This is a genomic window from Hymenobacter sp. GOD-10R, from assembly GCF_035609205.1.
In the GTDB taxonomy this organism is placed as follows: Bacteria; Bacteroidota; Bacteroidia; order Cytophagales; family Hymenobacteraceae; genus Hymenobacter.
The window spans coordinates 2335844-2353888 of sequence record NZ_CP141184.1; the positions used below are offsets into that span (position 1 = coordinate 2335844).

General features: G+C 52.7%; 16 protein-coding genes and 1 tRNA gene. 10 read left to right on the forward strand and 7 right to left on the reverse strand.

Translation table 11 applies throughout. From position 1 onward, the window contains the following. Positions 1-58: 58 nt before the first annotated feature. Positions 59-982: a flavin reductase family protein gene (locus SD425_RS09450; RefSeq protein WP_324677808.1), complete on the reverse strand. Its 924-nt coding sequence runs from the start codon at positions 980-982 to the stop codon at positions 59-61. Positions 983-1023: 41 nt separating this feature from the next. Beyond that, positions 1024-1518 (reverse strand): hypothetical protein, encoded by a 495-nt coding sequence (locus SD425_RS09455; protein ID WP_324677810.1) that lies wholly within the window; start codon positions 1516-1518, stop codon positions 1024-1026. Positions 1519-1727: 209 nt separating this feature from the next. Between SD425_RS09455 and SD425_RS09460 the strand changes: the two genes are divergently transcribed. From SD425_RS09460 to acs, 7 genes are all read left to right on the forward strand, one after another. After that, the gene (locus SD425_RS09460) at positions 1728-2150 is read left to right on the forward strand and encodes a transposase-like zinc-binding domain-containing protein (protein WP_324677812.1); all 423 of its coding nucleotides are present in this window, start codon (positions 1728-1730) and stop codon (positions 2148-2150) included. A 133-nt stretch (positions 2151-2283) separates the two neighbouring features. Further along, positions 2284-3780 carry a hypothetical protein gene (locus SD425_RS09465; protein WP_324677814.1) on the forward strand — a complete coding sequence of 499 codons (1497 nt, stop codon included), beginning with the start codon at positions 2284-2286 and terminating at the stop codon, positions 3778-3780. A gap of 78 nt (positions 3781-3858) precedes the next feature. After that, on the forward strand, positions 3859-5343 hold the full coding sequence (locus SD425_RS09470; RefSeq protein WP_324677816.1) for an MFS transporter: 1485 nt from the start codon (positions 3859-3861) through the stop codon (positions 5341-5343). 96 nt (positions 5344-5439) lie between these two features. Next, positions 5440-5661 carry a hypothetical protein gene (locus SD425_RS09475; protein WP_324677819.1) on the forward strand — a complete coding sequence of 74 codons (222 nt, stop codon included), beginning with the start codon at positions 5440-5442 and terminating at the stop codon, positions 5659-5661. A gap of 66 nt (positions 5662-5727) precedes the next feature. Then, the gene (locus SD425_RS09480; RefSeq protein ID WP_324677821.1) at positions 5728-8475 is read left to right on the forward strand and encodes a sensor histidine kinase; all 2748 of its coding nucleotides are present in this window, start codon (positions 5728-5730) and stop codon (positions 8473-8475) included. 90 nt (positions 8476-8565) lie between these two features. Further along, positions 8566-8934 carry a response regulator gene (locus tag SD425_RS09485; RefSeq protein ID WP_324677823.1) on the forward strand — a complete coding sequence of 123 codons (369 nt, stop codon included), beginning with the start codon at positions 8566-8568 and terminating at the stop codon, positions 8932-8934. A 95-nt stretch (positions 8935-9029) separates the two neighbouring features. Next, the gene (acs, locus tag SD425_RS09490) at positions 9030-10940 is read left to right on the forward strand and encodes an acetate--CoA ligase (protein ID WP_324677825.1); all 1911 of its coding nucleotides are present in this window, start codon (positions 9030-9032) and stop codon (positions 10938-10940) included. Between the two features lie 73 nt (positions 10941-11013). Here acs and SD425_RS09495 read toward each other — a convergent pair whose 3' ends face one another. Continuing rightward, on the reverse strand, positions 11014-11982 hold the full coding sequence (locus SD425_RS09495; protein WP_324677827.1) for a nucleoside hydrolase: 969 nt from the start codon (positions 11980-11982) through the stop codon (positions 11014-11016). 28 nt (positions 11983-12010) lie between these two features. Next, the gene (locus SD425_RS09500; RefSeq protein ID WP_324677829.1) at positions 12011-12526 is read right to left on the reverse strand and encodes an MOSC domain-containing protein; all 516 of its coding nucleotides are present in this window, start codon (positions 12524-12526) and stop codon (positions 12011-12013) included. A gap of 282 nt (positions 12527-12808) precedes the next feature. On the opposite strand from SD425_RS09500, the gene SD425_RS09505 reads away from it, so the two are divergent. Beyond that, complete coding sequence (locus SD425_RS09505) at positions 12809-13459, forward strand: DNA starvation/stationary phase protection protein (RefSeq protein ID WP_324677831.1); 651 nt, start codon at positions 12809-12811, stop codon at positions 13457-13459. A gap of 79 nt (positions 13460-13538) precedes the next feature. On the opposite strand, the gene SD425_RS09510 is transcribed toward SD425_RS09505, so the two are convergent. Further along, complete coding sequence (locus SD425_RS09510) at positions 13539-14003, reverse strand: low affinity iron permease family protein (protein ID WP_324677833.1); 465 nt, start codon at positions 14001-14003, stop codon at positions 13539-13541. A gap of 259 nt (positions 14004-14262) precedes the next feature. On the opposite strand from SD425_RS09510, the gene SD425_RS09515 reads away from it, so the two are divergent. Beyond that, a tRNA-Leu gene (locus tag SD425_RS09515) sits at positions 14263-14345 on the forward strand. 57 nt (positions 14346-14402) lie between these two features. On the opposite strand, the gene SD425_RS09520 is transcribed toward SD425_RS09515, so the two are convergent. Further along, complete coding sequence (locus SD425_RS09520) at positions 14403-15950, reverse strand: NFACT RNA binding domain-containing protein (RefSeq protein WP_324677835.1); 1548 nt, start codon at positions 15948-15950, stop codon at positions 14403-14405. A gap of 428 nt (positions 15951-16378) precedes the next feature. Here SD425_RS09520 and SD425_RS09525 point away from each other — a divergent pair, with 428 nt between their 5' ends. After that, positions 16379-17170: an FkbM family methyltransferase gene (locus tag SD425_RS09525; RefSeq protein ID WP_324677837.1), complete on the forward strand. Its 792-nt coding sequence runs from the start codon at positions 16379-16381 to the stop codon at positions 17168-17170. A gap of 22 nt (positions 17171-17192) precedes the next feature. Here SD425_RS09525 and SD425_RS09530 read toward each other — a convergent pair whose 3' ends face one another. After that, positions 17193-17960 (reverse strand): MBL fold metallo-hydrolase, encoded by a 768-nt coding sequence (locus tag SD425_RS09530; RefSeq protein ID WP_324677839.1) that lies wholly within the window; start codon positions 17958-17960, stop codon positions 17193-17195. Positions 17961-18045: the final 85 nt, after the last annotated feature.

Here is an 18045-nt window from a genome sequence, read left to right on the forward strand (position 1 = left end):
CACGCTAACGAAAAACGAGGTGTTTTGTATGAAGTAGATCAGATTTAACGACTTCGTTCTATGGTCTGTCCGCCAATAATAGCGTCTTCCACGCCTCTTGCACCAAGCCTTCTTCCAGATAATATTTGCCGAGCAGTATAAGCTGGCGGCGTTGTTCGGCTGGGTCGTCCTGGTGCTTGTGTAGCGTGTAAGCTACTAAGGGTTCGTTGTGAAAATCCTGCACCTGCTCAGGCGACGGAAGCGCCGTCGCCTCTACGTTGGCGAGTCGCCCGAGATTATTGCCCGTCAAGACGTCGCTGTGGCGGATGTGAGCCGGCAACTGATCGAAGCCTATACCTTGGTGGCGGTTGGGCCTAGGTACCTCCAGTAAGCTCTCGGAACTCACGCGGCAGTAGTAGTCACCGCCGAGACGCGCTACGGCCTCTAGCTTGTGCGGGTTTAGCCCCACGCCGTTATCGTTCAGCAATGCTTCGTGAAAATGAGCCTGTACTACCCGGCAAAGAACGAGGTTGCCCGCGCCACCCGTGCTACCTAAGGGAATAATCTGCTCCACTACGCATTCGTAGGCCGCTGGGCATTCCGCAGCGCGCGGTGGGCGCACGTGGTCGGACGCTATTTCCGTGAAGCCCGCTTTGGTGAATTCGTTAACGCCTTTCGAGTATTCTGTGCTTGTGAGCGACAGTTGTTCGACCAGCGGGTAGTTGGCAATGTTAATGACACACTCCGCCACTTCGCGCACATTCAGTAAGGTATCCTTGGGGCTGTTGTCGCGGGCTCGAGTGGTGGCCGAGAAGATGAGTATAGGCGGATTGGCACTGAACACGTTGAAGAAGCTGTACGGGCTAAGGTTGACCTCGCCCGCCGCCGAGATGGTGCTGACAAAGGCAATCGGCCGGGGCGCTACAGACGTAACCATAAACTGGTACCACTCGGCGGCGGGCAAGCTGCCGGGCGTGATGGTGCGGAAGGAGGGAAGGGGCATGGAAACTAGCTCTGTTGAATACCTAGGACCAGTGTAACACTTTAAACTGGTTTTTGGCCTACCCAGACCCAGCCTACCTGTACGGTAAAGAATGGCTCACCATCTGCGGTTTCAGCTTCCCAATGTGGTCTATTGAGCCCCCATGAACCAAGCTCAGCAAAGTCTTCGGGCCAGTAAGCTTCAACTTGCGCCCGAGCTGTCCAGTGTAGTTCTGTCACTCCCGGCAGTTGTTGGTACTCAGTTGGAAAGGGTAAGTTGGCTTCTGGACCAAAGAAATTCTCATACAGTGTTTTTCGGTCTTCTAAGCCTGCTACGAGTTGTGAGCGGCCAGACTCAGGCTCGAATAGCCAAACGGCTAGGTAGTAATCTGGGAAGTGCGGTACTATTTGCGCGTGCCAGGCGTGATAATCAGCAACAAGTCGGCTCACCCAAGCCTGACGAATCACAAGAGGCGGTTTCTCATTAACTGCCCAAGGAGCTAGGCCTAGCTTTTCATAATCACGGTGCGTCTGTCTGAAGTAGTCAATATCAAACAACTCGGGTATTGCGGCGCGCCGTTGATGGTCGCGTAAGTGGCGCCGAAAGCCACGAATTCGTTTTTTCGTCTATTCAGGTTGAGAATCCTTTTTGCTATCATATTCAATATCACCAATTACGTACAAGGTTGGTTAAAACATATCTTTGCTAATCTAGTATATGTTTGCTCAACAAGTATAGCTAGCTTCCTACTTCTTTTACTTTCCTCATGACCAAGCCTGCTTGTCCCAAGTGCGATTCGACGGAAGCTACTAAAAGTGGCGTAGTGGGCGGTCGACAGCGGTATAAGTGTAAAAACTGCGGTTATCATTACTCCGTCGATAAAGTGGGGCGAGAGGTTAGTTCGTACTACGTCATCAAAGCATTGCAGCTGTACGTGGAGGGGGTGAGCTACCGCGAAATTGAGCGCTTACTAGGGGTGAGCCATGTGAGCGTGATGAACTGGGTGAAAAAGTATGGCGTACGAGCACCTCGGCAGACGGATTACCACCCTACATATAAAATCTTAACGCAGAAAGAGCTAGCTGACTTCTTCCAAAATTCGCAAAACCTGAAAGGCGCAGGCTTGATGGTGACGGAGCTAGGCGATAAGTACATGATGATCCGGTGGGAACGGTTCAAAGAAGGGTAAAGCTATAGTCGTTTAGCAAAACGATAGCGTAAGTGTGCTTTCCGGGCATCAATTCTTCTACTTGGTCGAGTGGGACTGATAACGCTGTATCAGCTCCAGAGAATGTTTGTCCCACTTTCTCTCACCAAGTTTCATGCGAAAACTACCTTATGCTGTTGTCATAGGCAGTTTGCTTACGGCCGGCAGCACGAAGGCTCAGGTCACGCCACCTGTGGGCCAAAAGCCATCTATCCAACCAGCACCCGCTACCGATCCGCAGAACACGCCTGCGCCGCCCCTCCCCGAACCGTATGGATCGGGCTTGCGCGTCGACCTTTCGTCGGATGGGGCAAAGTATCTGCGCTTCATCACCTGGACACAAGTGTGGATGCGCTACAACCAGAACAACACCGGTACGTTGCGCGCCCCAAGCAAGCCGAAAAACGACCAGCTTGACTTTAGCTTGCGCCGTTCGCGCCTGCTGGTAATGGCGCAGCTGAACACTCGGTTTCTGATCTACACCCACCTAGGTATCAATAATCAGACGGCAGTGAGCGGTGGGGTGAATGCCGCCGTCGACGGTAAAAAACCACAAGTATTCATTCACGACGCCGTGACGGAGTACAAGGTGAACCAATACCTAAGCCTGGGAGCGGGGTTGCATTACCACAACGGCATCTCGCGCATGACCAACGCCAGTACGCTGAACATCCTGACGCTTGATGTGCCGCAAACCAACTGGCCTACCATCGAGCAGACCGACCAGTTTGCCCGCTGGCTCGGGGTGTATGCTAAGGGTATCATTGGGCCGATCAACTACCGGGTGTCGGTGAGTGACCCGTTCTTGACCAACCAAACTAGAAACCCGCTGGACCTAGGTATAGCTAATGCGGCTGGTACGTCGAATACCGGCGCAAACGTAGCAGATTACAACCCTCAGAATACCAGTCACGTGTACCAGGCCTATGCTAGCTATGGCTTCTTTGAGCAGGAGCCTAGCGCGCTGCCCTACATGGTGGGTACCTATTTAGGCACCAAAAAGGTGCTCAACATTGGCGCAGGCTTCCTCTATAACAAAGATGGTATGTATTCGCGGCCAACGAGCAGCACAGTAGCCCTTCCGCTCCCCACCGGGGCCGACCCCTTCCTGATTGTACCGACTGAAAAGTATGCTATAAAGCTCTTCGGGGCCGATGTGTTCTACGATTCGCCCTTGGATGCTGATAACAACCTAGCTCTCACAGTGTATGGAGTATATTACCGCTTCGATTTCGGCCCCAACTACGTGCGCTACGTGGGCGGCCTAAATCCTGGTTATGGAGCCGTAGCCACGCGCGGCAACGCCGTGCCGCAATCGGGAACGGGGCACGCGACTTACCTGCAAGCTGGCTTGCTATTGCCTAAAAACCTGCTAGGTCCTAAGGAGCGATTACAGCCCTACATTGCGTATCAACACAGCAGCTACGAAGGCTTGCGCCAAGCTAATGGCGACCGGCAGCCTTCGAAAGTATTAGACCTAGGTGCCAACATCCTGCTCGATGGGCACAACGCCAAGCTCACGCTCAACTACCGCTCCCGGCCCGACTTCACCAACCCGCAGAACATCAACTACCGCCCCGAGATAACCCTGCAAACCATGGTCTTCTTGTAAGGCTAGGTTGCTGCGCAATAAGTTTCTTACATCTTCCCAATTCCCACTTCTCATCACACTTCATCAAGCAAAACGAGTATGGAACAGAGTATCCCTAATGCGCGCGGCTACGTACCCGATGCTCCCGCGGAGCACGACAACAACGCTGTATCGGCCGGCACGATCTGGCAGGTGATTACGGCTTCTTCAGTAGGGACCGTCATCGAATGGTACGATTTCTACATCTTCGGTTCGCTAGCCGCCATCATCGGGCCGGTGCTGTTTGGGCAGGCCGGCAAAATTGAGGATACGTTGCTCGGGGCCTTGGCCGTATTCGGAGCCGGGTTTGTGGTGCGCCCATTCGGGGCCATGTTCTTTGGCCGCCTCGGCGATATGATCGGGCGCAAATACACGTTCCTAGTCACGTTGCTTATTATGGGCGGCGCCACGTTCATTACGGGGCTGATACCTAGCTACGACACGATTGGCATTGCGGCGCCGCTGATTGTGGTGGTGCTGCGTTTGTTACAAGGCCTAGCGCTTGGTGGCGAATATGGAGGTGCGGCTACCTATGTGGCCGAATACGCCCCTGATAAGAAGCGCGGCTACTACACCAGCTTTATCCAGATTACGGCCACTGGCGGCTTGATCCTAAGTATTTCAGTGATCCTGATAACCCGAAAGCTGATGGGCGAAGATGCCTTCAAAGAATGGGGCTGGCGCATTCCATTTCTGCTCTCGGGATTCTTGGTTATTGCTTCGTACTACATCCGTCGCAAGCTGCACGAGTCGCCGTTGTTTGCCAAAGCCAAAGCCACAGGCACGACCAGCAAGAGCCCACTACGTGACTCGTTCATGAACCCCGTCAACCGCCGACTGGTACTGATTGCGTTGTTTGGCGTAACGATGGGCCAAGGTGTCATCTTCTATACCAGTCAGTTCCAGGCTTTCACCTTCATGAACGCCACGCTGAAACTGGATATCGTTGATTCCAGCATCATCATGGTCGTATCCATGTTGTTAGCCACGCCTTTGTTTGTGTACTTCGGCTCGCTCTCCGACCGTATTGGCCGCAAGCGCATCATCATGACTGGTATGATCTGCGGGGCGCTGTTCACTATTCCGCTTTTCTACGGTATCAAAGCCTTTGCTGGGCCACTCACCGAAGTTACCCCGGCCACCGTGGATGCTGCTGGCAAAGCTGTGCCGGCCGTGATGAAGGCCCTTACACCTAATGTGCCAGCCATGATTGCACTGGTGTTCTGTCTAGTCGTATTCGTAACAATGGTGTACGGCCCCATTGCCGCTTATCTTGTGGAGCTGTTCCCCACCAAAGTGCGCTACACGTCGCTATCAGTGCCTTATCACATTGGCAACGGGATATTCGGCGGCTTTGTGCCGCTAATTGCTACTTCCATCGGGGTGTGGGCCGCCGCCCAACCCGAAGGGACCTTTGCCAAGGAACACAGCAGCCTCGTTGGCTTGGTATATCCGGTGGTTATCGCCTTGATCTGCTTCTTGGTAGGAATGGCCATGATGAAGGACGTGCGCAACGTGAAGCTGATGGAAGACAAGGAAGTGTAACAAACTAGTGGGAGTAACTGGGCGATTCGCTGAATGGCTTTGCTCGGTTACTCCGCTATTTGGTTGCTTCTGCAAAGCTGCCCCTTTCGTTAGCCTATGTCTTCTATGCCTCCCCATGAGCAAGCGGAGCAGCGCCGCGGGCAACGGCTGCTCTTCGTGAGCCTACTGTTTACAGTGCTGCTCAACTTCCCGCTACTCGCTGTTTTCGACCACGAAGGGCGGGTGGCAGGCATTCCGGTATTGTATCTATACTTACTACTCGTCTGGGTTGCACTAGTAGTAATCACGGGCTGGCTGGTGCGAAAAAGTACGCCATAGTTAGCGCAGAACTTATCTGCAAGCCACTCACACTGCGCTTATTAGCGAGTTTCTCCTGTTGCCTACATGAATCGGTTGCTGGTTATTGGCTTTTCGCTGGGCTACCTAGCACTGTTGTTCGGGGTGGCCTACGCGGCCGAGCGCCGTTCGGCAGAGCGGCGAAGCTTAGTGAGCAACCCTTACGTGTACGCTCTGAGCATGGCTGTGTACTGCACGGCCTGGACGTTCTACGGTAGTGTAGGCCGCGCCGCGCACTTCGGCCCGGCCTTCGTCGGCATCTACCTAGGTCCTACCTTGCTGGCACCGGCGTGGTGGCTGGTCTTGCGCAAGATCATCCGCATCTGCCGCTTGCAGCGCCTCACGTCCATTGCCGATTTTATCTCCGCCCGCTACGGTAAGAGTGCGTGGCTAGGAGCCCTGGTTACGGTGGTGTGTGTGCTCGGCGTGGTGCCGTACATTTCGCTGCAAATCAAAGCTATTGCTGCTTCCTTCGATATTATCACGCAGCAAGGCGCCTCACTCCAAGCTGCCAGCGCCCAGGCAGGCATTAGTTCAGCTTTCTACATAACGGTGGGGCTAGCTTTCTTCACCATCATCTTTGGAGTGCGTTCGGTGGAAGCCACCGAGCGCCACGAGGGTATGATGCTGGCCGTGGCCCTGGAGTCGCTGGTGAAGCTAGTGGCCTTTTTGCTGGTGGGCGGTTTCGTTACGTTCGGGTTGTTTGGAGGTTTTGGGGATGTCTTTGCCCAGGCCGCCGCTGTGCCTGCGCTCAGCCGACTTTTTACGTTGCAGGAGGCCGGCACGAGCGGCTCCCAGTGGCTTACGCTATTGTTGCTGAGTGTATCAGCTATTCTGCTGCTACCAAGGCAGTTTCAAGTGGCGGTGGTCGAAAATGTGAATGAAGACCACTTGCGCAAGGCCATGTGGCTGTTCCCGCTCTACCTGATTATCATCAACCTATTTGTGCTGCCTGTGGCGTTCGGCGGCGCTCTGCGCTATGCTGGTCGTGGCCTCGACGCTGACACCTTTGTCTTAACGCTGCCGCTCGATACTGGGCATCGTTGGTTGGCGCTACTCACCTACCTAGGTGGTCTTTCCGCTGCCAGCAGTATGATCATCGTCGAAACCATTGCCTTGAGCGTGATGATGAGCAACCACTTGCTTATGCCCGTGTTGGTCCGCATCCCTGCAACCCACGCCGATAGCCGTTGGTTTGCGTACCTAGGTCGGATGGCGTTACAAAGCCGCCGGCTGGCAGTAGGGGGGGTATTACTGCTGGCTTATGGTTACTATGCGGTAGTTGGTCACTTGCTGTCACTGGTTGATATCGGGCTCATCTCCTTCGCGGCGGTGGCGCAGTTTATGCCCGTTTTGCTCGGCGGGCTTTACTGGAAGGGCGGAACGCAGCAGGGCGCCACAGCGGGTATTCTGGCCGGTTTTGCCGTCTGGTTTTTCACGTTGGTAGTGCCCACAATGGTAGGAGCCGGCATGCTGCCAATGGCCATTTTGGAGCATGGTGTTGGCGGGCTATCTGCTCTGCGTCCTGCTGCTTTGTTTGGGCTGCAGGGGCTCGACTCATTGCCCAACGGGCTGTTCTGGAGTTGGTTTTTCAACGTGGGCTTGTACGTGGGCGTTTCGCTAGCTGGGCAGCCTTCAGGGCTGGAACAACGGCAGGCTGCCGTGTTTGTGGATGTATTCCGGTACCGTAGCGTGTTCGAGGGGCCAGCGGGCTGGCAGGGTGCCACGCCACTGCCCGACCTCCGGGCGCTGCTCACGGGCTTCCTCGGCAAGAGGCGCACAAACCAAGCCTTGCAGGCCTTTGCTGAACGCGTACCCGATGCTCCGCTTACCGATACCATTCCGGTGCACGCCGATCCACGCTTGCTCGCTTACGCCGAAAAGCTGCTGGCTGGTACCATTGGACCGGCCTCGGCGCGGCTGCTGCTGGCGTCGGCCGTGGGTGCCGAGGAAGCAATCAGTCTCGATAATGTCGTAGACATTTTGCGCGAGTCGCAGCAGCTAGTAGAAGCCAACCGGCAGCTACAGAAACAGTCGCGGCAGTTGCAGCGCCTTACCGTCGATCTGCGCAACGCTTACCAGCAATTACAAGAGCTAGATACGCGCAAAGATGAGTTCCTGTACACCGTTACGCACGAGCTACGCACGCCAATAACCAGCATCCGTGCTCTGTCAGAAATCCTCTTCGATAACCCCGAGATTGAAGAAGAGGAGCGTCTGCGCTTTTTGAACACGATAACCAAAGAAACGGAACGCCTGAGCCGACTCATCACGCTCGTTTTAGATTTGGAGAAATTCGAGTCGGGCACGGCAACGCTCGACTGCACCACACTCGATGTGGCCGATGTTATCAACGATGCCCTTGACTCGGTGGGGCAATTGCTGCGCGATAAGCAAATCGGCTTAGAGGTGAACGTACCTGCTAGCTTGCCGCCGCTCACCGGCGACCGTGACCGGCTCATGCAGGTACTCGTCAACTTGCTCAGCAACGCGGTGAAATCATGCCGTGCCGATGGCAGCGGCTGCATTTGGGTGGCCGCCGAAGCCGCTGCCGGTGCGGTGCGCATCGCAGTAGCCGACAACGGTAAGGGAATCGATCCAGCCTTTCACGAACTCATTTTCGACAAGTTTTTCCAAGCCCAAAACCAGACCATGCGCAAGCCGGAGGGCTCAGGGCTAGGGTTGGCCATCACGAAAAAGATTGTGGAACTGCACGCCGGCCGTATTTGGGTGGAAAGTGCGCTCGAACAAGGTGCCCGCTTTTCCTTCGAACTCCCCCTCGCGCTCGATCATTAAACTGCTTCTTCCTCCATACCTATTCCGCCCCGAACTGCGGCTGAGTGGTGTAATAACACAACGATCTGAGTACCGCCCATGACTTCCGTTATGAATTCGCCCCACGTATTGATTGTCGATGATGAGCCGAACATCGTTATGTCCTTGGAGTTCTTGATGCGCAAAAATGGCTACCAGGTTAGTATTGCCCGCAACGGCACCGAGGCTTTGGAGGCCATTGACCACACGCCTTTTGCCGTGATTCTACTCGATGTGATGATGCCCGACGTGGATGGCTATCAGGTGTGCTCCCATGTGCGCCAACGCCCCGACCGCCAGGCTACTAAAGTGATTTTTCTGAGTGCAAAAAGCAAAGAAGCCGACATTCAGAAAGGGTACCAAGTGGGGGCCGACCTCTACATTCCCAAGCCCTTCAGCACTCGGCAGCTAATGGAGCAAGTGCGGACGCTAGTTGGGTAAGCTCCAATACATTTTCCTGCGTTGCGCGCTGAAAAGTCTTTATTTGCTCTCGTCTTCCTTGAAATTCCCCACGCTCATTTTAAATTTTTGCCATCATGCCCGCTGAACACCCTCGTATTCGCACGTTTGAAGAGTACCAAGACGCCTACCAGCGTAGCGTCGAAAATCCTGAGCAGTTTTGGTCCGAAGTAGCCGAACCCTTTACCTGGCGCCGTAAGTGGGATTCGGTGATGCAGGCCGATTTGGTTGGTGGTCATAACAAATGGTTTAGCGGTGCCAAGCTCAACATCACCGAAAACTGCCTCGACCGCCACTTAGAGCAGCGCGGCAACAAGCTAGCCCTCATCTGGGAACCCAATGATCCTAAAACGCGTGGCCTGCGCTACACCTACCGGGAGCTGTATCAGGAAGTGTGCAAGTTTGCTAATGTGCTGCACAACAATGGCGTAGAGAAAGGCGACCGGGTGTGCCTCTACATGCCCATGATTCCGCAGCTCGCCATTGCTACCCTAGCCTGTGCCCGCATTGGCGCGGTGCATTCCGTTATTTTCGCGGGCTTCTCCGCTAATGCCATTGCCGACCGCGTCAATGATGCCCAAGCCTCTGTGGTGATTACCTCCGATGGCCTCGACCGTGGCGCCAAGCAAATCCCGGTGAAGCGTGTGGTAGACGAAGCTTTGGAAAGCTGCCCCTCCGTGCGAGGCGTGATTGTGGTGGAGCATGTGGGCTGGCCCGTGCACATGCAGGAAGGCCGCGACGTGTGGTACCACGAAGAAGTAGCCGAGGTAGAGAAAACCTGCCCCGCTGAGGAAATGGAGGCCGAAGACATACTCTTCATCCTGTACACCTCGGGCAGCACTGGCAAACCTAAAGGTGTGGTGCACACCCAAGCAGGCTACATGGTGTGGACCGATTACACCTACCGCAACGTGTTTCAAGTCAACGAAAACGATGTGTATTGGTGCACCGCCGATATCGGTTGGGTAACCGGTCACAGCTACTTGCTCTACGGTCCTTTGTTGGCGGGCGCTACTACCCTCATGTTTGAGGGTGTACCCACTTTCCCGAGCCCAGGCCGCTATTGGGAAGTAATTGATAAGCACGGCGTGAACGTATTCTATACGTCACCGACGGCTATCCGCTCCCTCATGGCGCAAGATATCAACCACGTGCTGGCGTATTCCCTGGATTCGCTGCGGGTGCTAGGTTCGGTGGGCGAGCCCATCAATGAAGAGGCGTGGCACTGGTACCACACCCATATTGGCAAAGACCGCTGCCCCATCGTGGATACGTGGTGGCAGACGGAAACCGCCGGGGTTATGATCTCAGCGCTGGCGGATATCACCCCGAGTGTGCCGGCTCGGGCCGGTTTGCCGCTGCCCGGCGTGCAACCTGTGCTCCTGAATCAAGAAGGGCAGGAGATTGAAGGCAACGATGCCGAAGGCTACCTAGCTATTAAGCAGGCGTGGCCCGGTATCATTCGCACAACCTACGGCGACCATGAGCGCTGCCGTCAAACCTACTTTGGCGTGTATCCCGGCTACTACTTCACCGGCGACGGTGCTCGCCGCGAGCAAAACGGCCTCTACCGCATTATGGGCCGCGTAGACGACGTAATCAACGTGTCGGGTCACCGCTTCGGTACGGCCGAAATCGAAAACGCCATCAACCAGAATAGCCACGTGGTGGAATCGGCTGTAGTGGGCTACCCGCACGATGTAAAAGGCCAGGGCATTTACGCCTTTATCATCTGCCATGACCCTGTAGACGCCGCCGAAGAACCTCGTTTGGAAGCAGGTATTATCGAGACTATTGTGGCAGAAATTGGCCGTATTGCCAAGCCCGACAAGATTCAGTTTGTGTCGGGCCTGCCCAAAACCCGCTCGGGCAAGATCATGCGCCGCATCTTGCGGAAAGTTGCCGAAGGAGAAATCAGCAACCTAGGTGACATCACTACGCTCCTCGATCCAGATATCGTGAAGGAGATTGTAGAAGGTCGGAAGTAAGTCCGCCACCTCCTGCAAATAGCAAGAGCCGCTGACGGTATCGTCAGCGGCTCTTGCTATTTATTACCCTCGGTTACGATACTACTAGGTCCTGCTTCAGCAACTCAAATAAGAACTCATAAAAGCGTTCTTTCTGCACACCAACGGCCGTTTTTACCCATTGCCCTGAGCTAGGCTTGCGATACGTATTGCCGGCATCAGCGCTGCTGGGCGAAACTTCTAGTTCGATCATCTCAAATTGAAAAGCTTCCGGGATAGCTAGGTAGCTGGTGGTGAGTACGTCCCACATGAAGTAGGTGTACTCATACGCTGGAATAGTGTCGATGGTAGTAGCCCAAAATTGCCCAGCTAGGTTAGAAAAGAAGTAACCTGCTTGCGAAGCTAGCTTCTTCAAAAAGTCGAAACTGACAGGAACGGTGTTCGTGGTATCCAAAGGCACCAGCGTAATCGGCAAGCCCGACCGGAATAGCTTGTGTGCCGACATGGGGTCCCAAAACACGTTCCATTCGGCAGTACCGTTGTGGTTGTAGGTTTTTACATTGCCAATTACATCAACGGCGCCACCCATCCACACCACCTCGGCTATCTTCTCGCGTAGGCTAGGCGCCTGTTCAAGGGCGTGCACCAAGCTGGAGCAAGGTCCAGTCATGAGGAATGTAACGGGCGCGGGTGCTGCTTCCAGCCGCCGGATGATGAACGCGGTGTTGTCGTCGTAGTGGGCTGCATGAGGGCCTACTTCCACGTTAATCATACTCGGCAACGCGTTCAAGATCTTTGGCTTGGCGCGCCAATCGGAAGGGAAGGCATTCATGCCGTGGTAGTTGCCGCCGCTTACTTCTACATCATTGCGTTGAGCAAGCGCAAGCAGCTTATGCGTGGTGAGCAACGCATTTTCCAGGTAGCAGTCTGCCGGCGTTACCGATACCCCCAGCAGTTGAACGTGGCGCATGTGCAGCAAGAGCAGCAGCGACAGGAAATCATCGACCCCACCATCATGGTCGAAAAAGACAGGTGTTGTAGCAGGCGAAGAGCTAGGTTGCATCCGTAATTACTGTCCGTTTAAAAGAAGGTTAGTCTAACACCCGCACTATGTCGCCCACCTTGATTACGCCACCATGCAGGATGCGAGCCGTAAGCCCCCCGTGGCCCCGCATGGCATTGTAGCCACCAGGGCCTAGCTCCTCTTCCATGCGCGAGCAGGGATGACATTCGCCAGTAATTTCTAGCTGTACCTCTTTACCGATCTGTATTTTGCGATTCTTCAATGACAGTAAGTTCAAGCCGCGTATCGCTAGGTTGCGGCGCAGGCGGTCAGGGGCAATCGGCTCCGACAGACCTAGGTAGCTTGCTACCGCAGCTAAGTCCTCGTGCTGAATGAGGGTTACTTGCCGCTTGCCACCCGGCTTGGGCGTCGCGTGGTCACCCTGAATGTGACGGTCTGTCTCAACGGTTGCTTCCCGCATGGCGACCAGCGGCGCACGACGTACCGGCCGAATGCCTATCCACTCTAAGTGGCCCACCTGAGGCAGGGTTTTTAGCAAATTAGCGATAGTCGATTTGTCATCGCCGGCGAATGGGAAAGCCATGGTGTGTTAGCGGTAAACGTGAGGGGTAGGAGAGAGCTAGAACGCTAATTACTTAGGTGCAGCCTTCTGGCTAGCAGTTACAAGCTTACACGAGCTAAACAAGTCGTATAAACCAAAGCAACAGCTTTCTTGAATTCCAAATAAGTGCGGAAGGTAACCTCACTTTGCCCATAAAATATACCAAGCAGGCTCAACCTGAGGATAGCATATGCGTAAAGGAGGTATCCTTGCACGAACCGTTTAATTCGGGCAAGCTCCTCATCCGTCTATAATATCTGCATCATGGCAACCGCAACCAAAGCACCTGCGAAGAAAGCAACCCCTAAAGCATCAAACGATCAAGCTGAGCAAAGCAACCCTGCTGTTAGCGTTCAGCCTATCCTCAATCAACAAAAGTTAGCTCCTGCTCCCTTGCAGCGCTTCGGCACCGTATCGCAGCGCCTCCCCATCGGCCTCGACGAGAATGTGCGCCAAGAGAGTGTAGACATGTTGAACCTGCTGCTAGCGGACACTTGCTCGCTGCGCGACATGTACAAAAAACACCATTGGCAGGTAGTAGGCCCTACGTTTTACCAACTACACTTGCTCTACGACAAGCACTACGAAGAGCAAGATGCCCTAATCGACCAGATTGCGGAGCGTATTCAAATCTTGGGAGGCATCGCAGTAGCCATGGCTGCCGATATTGCCGAAACCACCAGCATTCCTCGTCCTCCACGCGACCGGGAAGAAGCTCCAATCCAAGTTTCGCGCTTGTTGGAAGCACACCAGATCATTCTGAAAAACTGCCACGAGTTCGCCAAAAGAGCTGCTGATAGCGGCGACGATGGCACCAACGACTTGATCGTGAGCAATGTAATGCGCACGAATGAACTGCAAGTGTGGTTTGTATCGGAGCACGTAGTTGATTCGCCCCTAGCGCAAGCCGAGTAGAAAGCTTTAGTAGCTTGATAAAAACAAAAAGCCCTGCTTCTAGCCAGAAGCAGGGCTTTTTGTTGAATAATTGCCGTGCTTAATCACGATGAGCACTCAACTTCTCGGCATGATTCTCTTCCGCTTCCTCTACTGAGTGCGTCTGACCTAGGTCATTGTCGAGCTTTGCCTTTTCTGCCAACAAGCAATAGTATTGGTGAATGAGGTTGATTTCGCTTTCGGTAAAGTCCTGGGCATTAATCAGGCGGTTACTTGCGCCCTTAGTAGCTGCGATGAGTTCGTTGAGCTTCAGGTGCAGTACAAGAGAATCTTTGTTTTGCGCCCGCTGGATCAAAAAGACCATCAGGAAGGTGATGATGGTCGTGCCGGTATTAATGACAAGCTGCCAAGTTTCCGAGTAGTGAAAAATAGGTCCTACAGCAGCCCAGATAACAACAAGCGCCAATGCGCTACTGAAGGCTATCGTAGAGCCGGAAAACTTAGTAATACTTTCAGCGAAGCTGGCAAAAAAGGACGAAGACGCGGAGGAGGGCTTGGTGAGCATAAAAGGGCGTGACTAGGGAGATAGGGGAGGAGAGAAACACGAAAATGCCCTTTGATGAATAAATTTCTGATGAAGCTTAGTGGCTGAGTCATAAGCACGAACCTCCGTCGTAGTAGCTAGGCCAAGGGAAAGAAGTAGAAAAAACTAGCTTGGATACTTGCACCACGATACCGCAGTAACTACTTTTGTCCCCACTTCGCCACCTCAGCGAAGCGAGAAGCTCAAAAGCTTCTGTTGAATACCAGACTTAAAGTCAACTGCGCACGTGGTGAAACTGGTAGACACGCCATCTTGAGGGGGTGGTGCCCTCCGGGTGTGGGAGTTCGAATCTCCCCGCGCGCACAAAAAAGCCCAACCATTATTGGTTGGGCTTTTTGCTTTCCAACGCTATACGCCAAGCTAACTTATGCGCTCAAAAGGGTTAGCGGGTACTACCAGTACTACTTTCTCTCGCTCTACAATTACGGCGCCTGGCGCCGCCCCCTTGGGTTTGCGCACAAATTTCTTAGGCGTCACCGTGACTGGGCACAATGAGTCGTTTTTGCGCCGCGAGTACCAGGCTGCTAGTTGCGCTGCGCGCTCTATCACAGGTTCCGGTACCACCTGCCCGGCTTTGTGCCGCACTACAACGTGTGAACCAGTTACATCTTTCGCGTGCAGCCAGAGGTCGTCTTTGTGGGCGTAACGCTGGGTGAGCAAATCATTGTTTTGCGCGTTGCGGCCCACCATTATTGTAAAGCCATTGTCTTCAAATACCTTAAACGGTAACTCAGTGACCGTAGGAGCTTTCGTTTCGGGTTGAAGGTTGTGCGTTTTGCGCCAAGCGCGTAGGGCTCGTAGGTCGGTTATAGTAGTTAGATCCTCCAGTCGCTCCAGGCACCAAAAGGCCTCGGCCTCGCGCCGCTCCACACGCTCTTGTAGCTCCTGAACTTCAATTTTCTGGTTTTTTGCTTTCCGGTATAAGTTCTGCGCGGTGCGCTGTGGCGTTTCAGTCGCTTTAAGCTTCAGTACGCGTGGCTGGTCTTGGTAAAAGTCATACACCTCTACCTGCGTCGCACCTACCGGAATCTGGGTCAAATTGGCCATAATTAGATCGGCAGTTTGGCGGTAACCAGCCGTGTGCTCCAGCGCGTGCAAGCGCGTGCGCGCCTGGCCAGCACTCACAGTGGCTTCTTCGGCTCGCCGCTCCAGGAGTTGACGTACCTGGCGTAGCTCAGTCTCGTAAGCACGCCGACCTAGGTACGTGGGCACAAACAACTGGAGGGCTGCAATCGGCTCCGGCGCCAAAGTCTGTTCTATCTCGCCTATAGGCAGCAAACTGAGCCGCGTACGGCCATCCAACATGATTAGGTAGAAATGAGCTGGGTTCTCCAACTCAGCTACAACAGCCTGTACCATTTCCTCCTTCTGGGTCTGAGAAACTTGGTCATAGCCTTGAGCACGTAGAAAGCGTGGGGGCAAGTCGCCTAAGCTAGGATATTGCTTGAGCGGGTCTGCTACTGCTGGGAGAGCAACAGAAGTAGGCGCTAGGTCTGCGTCGGCCGCATAGCGTTGGTGGAATAGCTCGGCTGGGGCGTCAGGTGCCGGTCGGAAGACAGCATTGGGACGTGGCCCGTAAAGTTTAATTAAGAGCGTAGCGCCGTCGGTGAGGGTAAGAGTAAGTACCCGGTCATTTGGAAAAACACCGAAGCTAGCTACCGTGCGCCCTAATAAGCCGGGCAGCAAATCAACTGAGTTGGTACGGGCTCTATTAAATGTTTCCGGTAGTGCCAGCACTGGAAAACTAGCCGAAAGCTGCGCACGTAGCCAGAATTCCTGCGAACCATTTTCCAACCCGATTACTAACTCATCCTTCTCTTGTGAAAAGCAGGTGACTATGCTATAGCCAGCTAGCTTCTGCGTGAGAGCCGGTGCCAACTGGCGTAAGAAGTAATAGTTATTATGCATGAGATGATGCCATAGCTTGGTTAGTACAACCTCGCAGACGTTTCGTAAAAAGTAGGGTGAGTAGCACCAAATTAGGACAGATTATTGTACATAGCTGCTACTACAAGTCATGTTTTAAAGATTGTAGTTCTTAGTAGGAATATATTTTAGTAGAATCTTGAGCTAACAGCTAAATAACTTATTAATAGTTATAGAATAAAATACTGACAAAGCAGCAAATTTATCTTACTATAAATAGAGTATGGTTGCTCTTTCAGAAAGAGATCTACACGCAAGTCATTATAAGGTATGAGCAAGCTATTTTAGTATGCAATACACAAGTGTGTTTAATTAAATATTAAAATAAATATATTTTTTATTTTATCTTATTAATCAGTTATTAACCTCCTCGCATTTTACTTCTAACCTATAAACACACACTGATTTTCATGCAAGCATTAAAGAATCTGGCAAAGAAGTTTGTTGCCCTCAAAGCCCAGGAGAACGTAGTACCATTAGAGAAATTGGTTTACCTAGGGTCCAACTTCCAAGGGTATTACGTTCCTGATAATTATCTAAACGCCTGTTCCATTTGCTATTGTGTAGGAGCAGGTGTTGATATTTCCTTGGATGTTGAGTTGGCTACTATGTTCAACGCCCAGGTATTTATTTTCGATCCGATGCCTTATGCTTTGGATCATTTTAACACATTAATTGAAAAAACAGAGCGAGGTGAAAAATTCAGCGCGAGTGGGGGAGATGGTAAATACATTTATACAGTAAAACGTTCGCAGTTTGATACTATCCAATTCCTCGCAACTGGTGTTTGGAATGAAAAGAAAATAGTTAAGTTTTACTCTCCATCTAAAGAAAATTATCCTGGACACTCAATTACAAATCTTCAAAAAACCGAAGATTACATTGAAGCTCCAGTAGATAAGTTGGTGAACATCATGCAAAGCTTAAATCACCAGCATATAGATCTATTAAAAATAGAAATAGAGGGCTCTGAATACGTAGTAATCGAAGACCTACTTCGTGACCAGCTAGATATCAGAGTCATCTTGGTGGAGTTTGATGAATTTCACCATCGGGAGGGTAAAGTACTAGCTACGATAAACCGTATCAACCAGACTACTAATAAGCTTCTCAAAGCTGGCTACAAGCTGGTGCATTCTCTTAGCTTTTACAAGCGTACGTTTGTTAGAGCTGATGTATTTGACGCTTTGAAAAATAAGTAGAGCATAAGTGTCACGTATAGCTTTACAGCTGTACGCGCAAACCATCGTAGGCCAGACGAACAAAATCAGGCAGGGTCGCTTCCACTTCGCGGTGGCGACCTAGCATGTGGCTAATGTGTGTAAGGTATGCTCGTTGCGGAGCTAGGTCCTCCAGAATAGCTACAGCTTCAGGGAGCGAAAAATGGGAGATGTGTGGTTCATTCCGCAAGGCGTTTAACACAATAACCTCGGAACCACGCATTTGCTCTAACGCTTCCGGTGCCAGATAATTAGCATCTGTTACGTAAGTAAAACCGCCAATACGAAAGCCGAGTACCGGCAGCTTATAGTGGAGAGCTCGAATAGGCTGCACCTCTACGCCCTGAACCAAGAAGCTAGCTTTGTCACTCTCAAGCGGCATAAGCTGCACTTGTGGTACGCCTGGGTATTTTTTATCGGCAAAAATGTAAGCAAATTCTTGCTTCAATTGCGCCAGTACCCGCGGCTCAGCATACACAGGCATATCTTGCCGTTGCCGAAAATTGTAAGCCCGGATGTCATCAAGGCCAGCCGTGTGATCCTTGTGCTCGTGCGTGAACAGCAGCGCATCTAAATGGTCAATCCGTTCGCGTAGCACCTGCTGGCGAAAGTCAGGGCCAGAATCAATAATGAGGCTTTTGCCTTGTACCTGCAAGTGGACTGAGACCCGCAGACGTTTGTCGCGGTAGTCTATGGAGCGGCACACGGCGCATGTGCACCCAATGACCGGGACGCCCTGAGAAGTGCCAGTGCCGAGAAAAGTGATTTCCATCTATTGAATAGCTAAACGATTATATGAGCAAATGGTTGACTACCCTAATTACATGTTAGGATGGTCAACCATTTACTTATTTAGC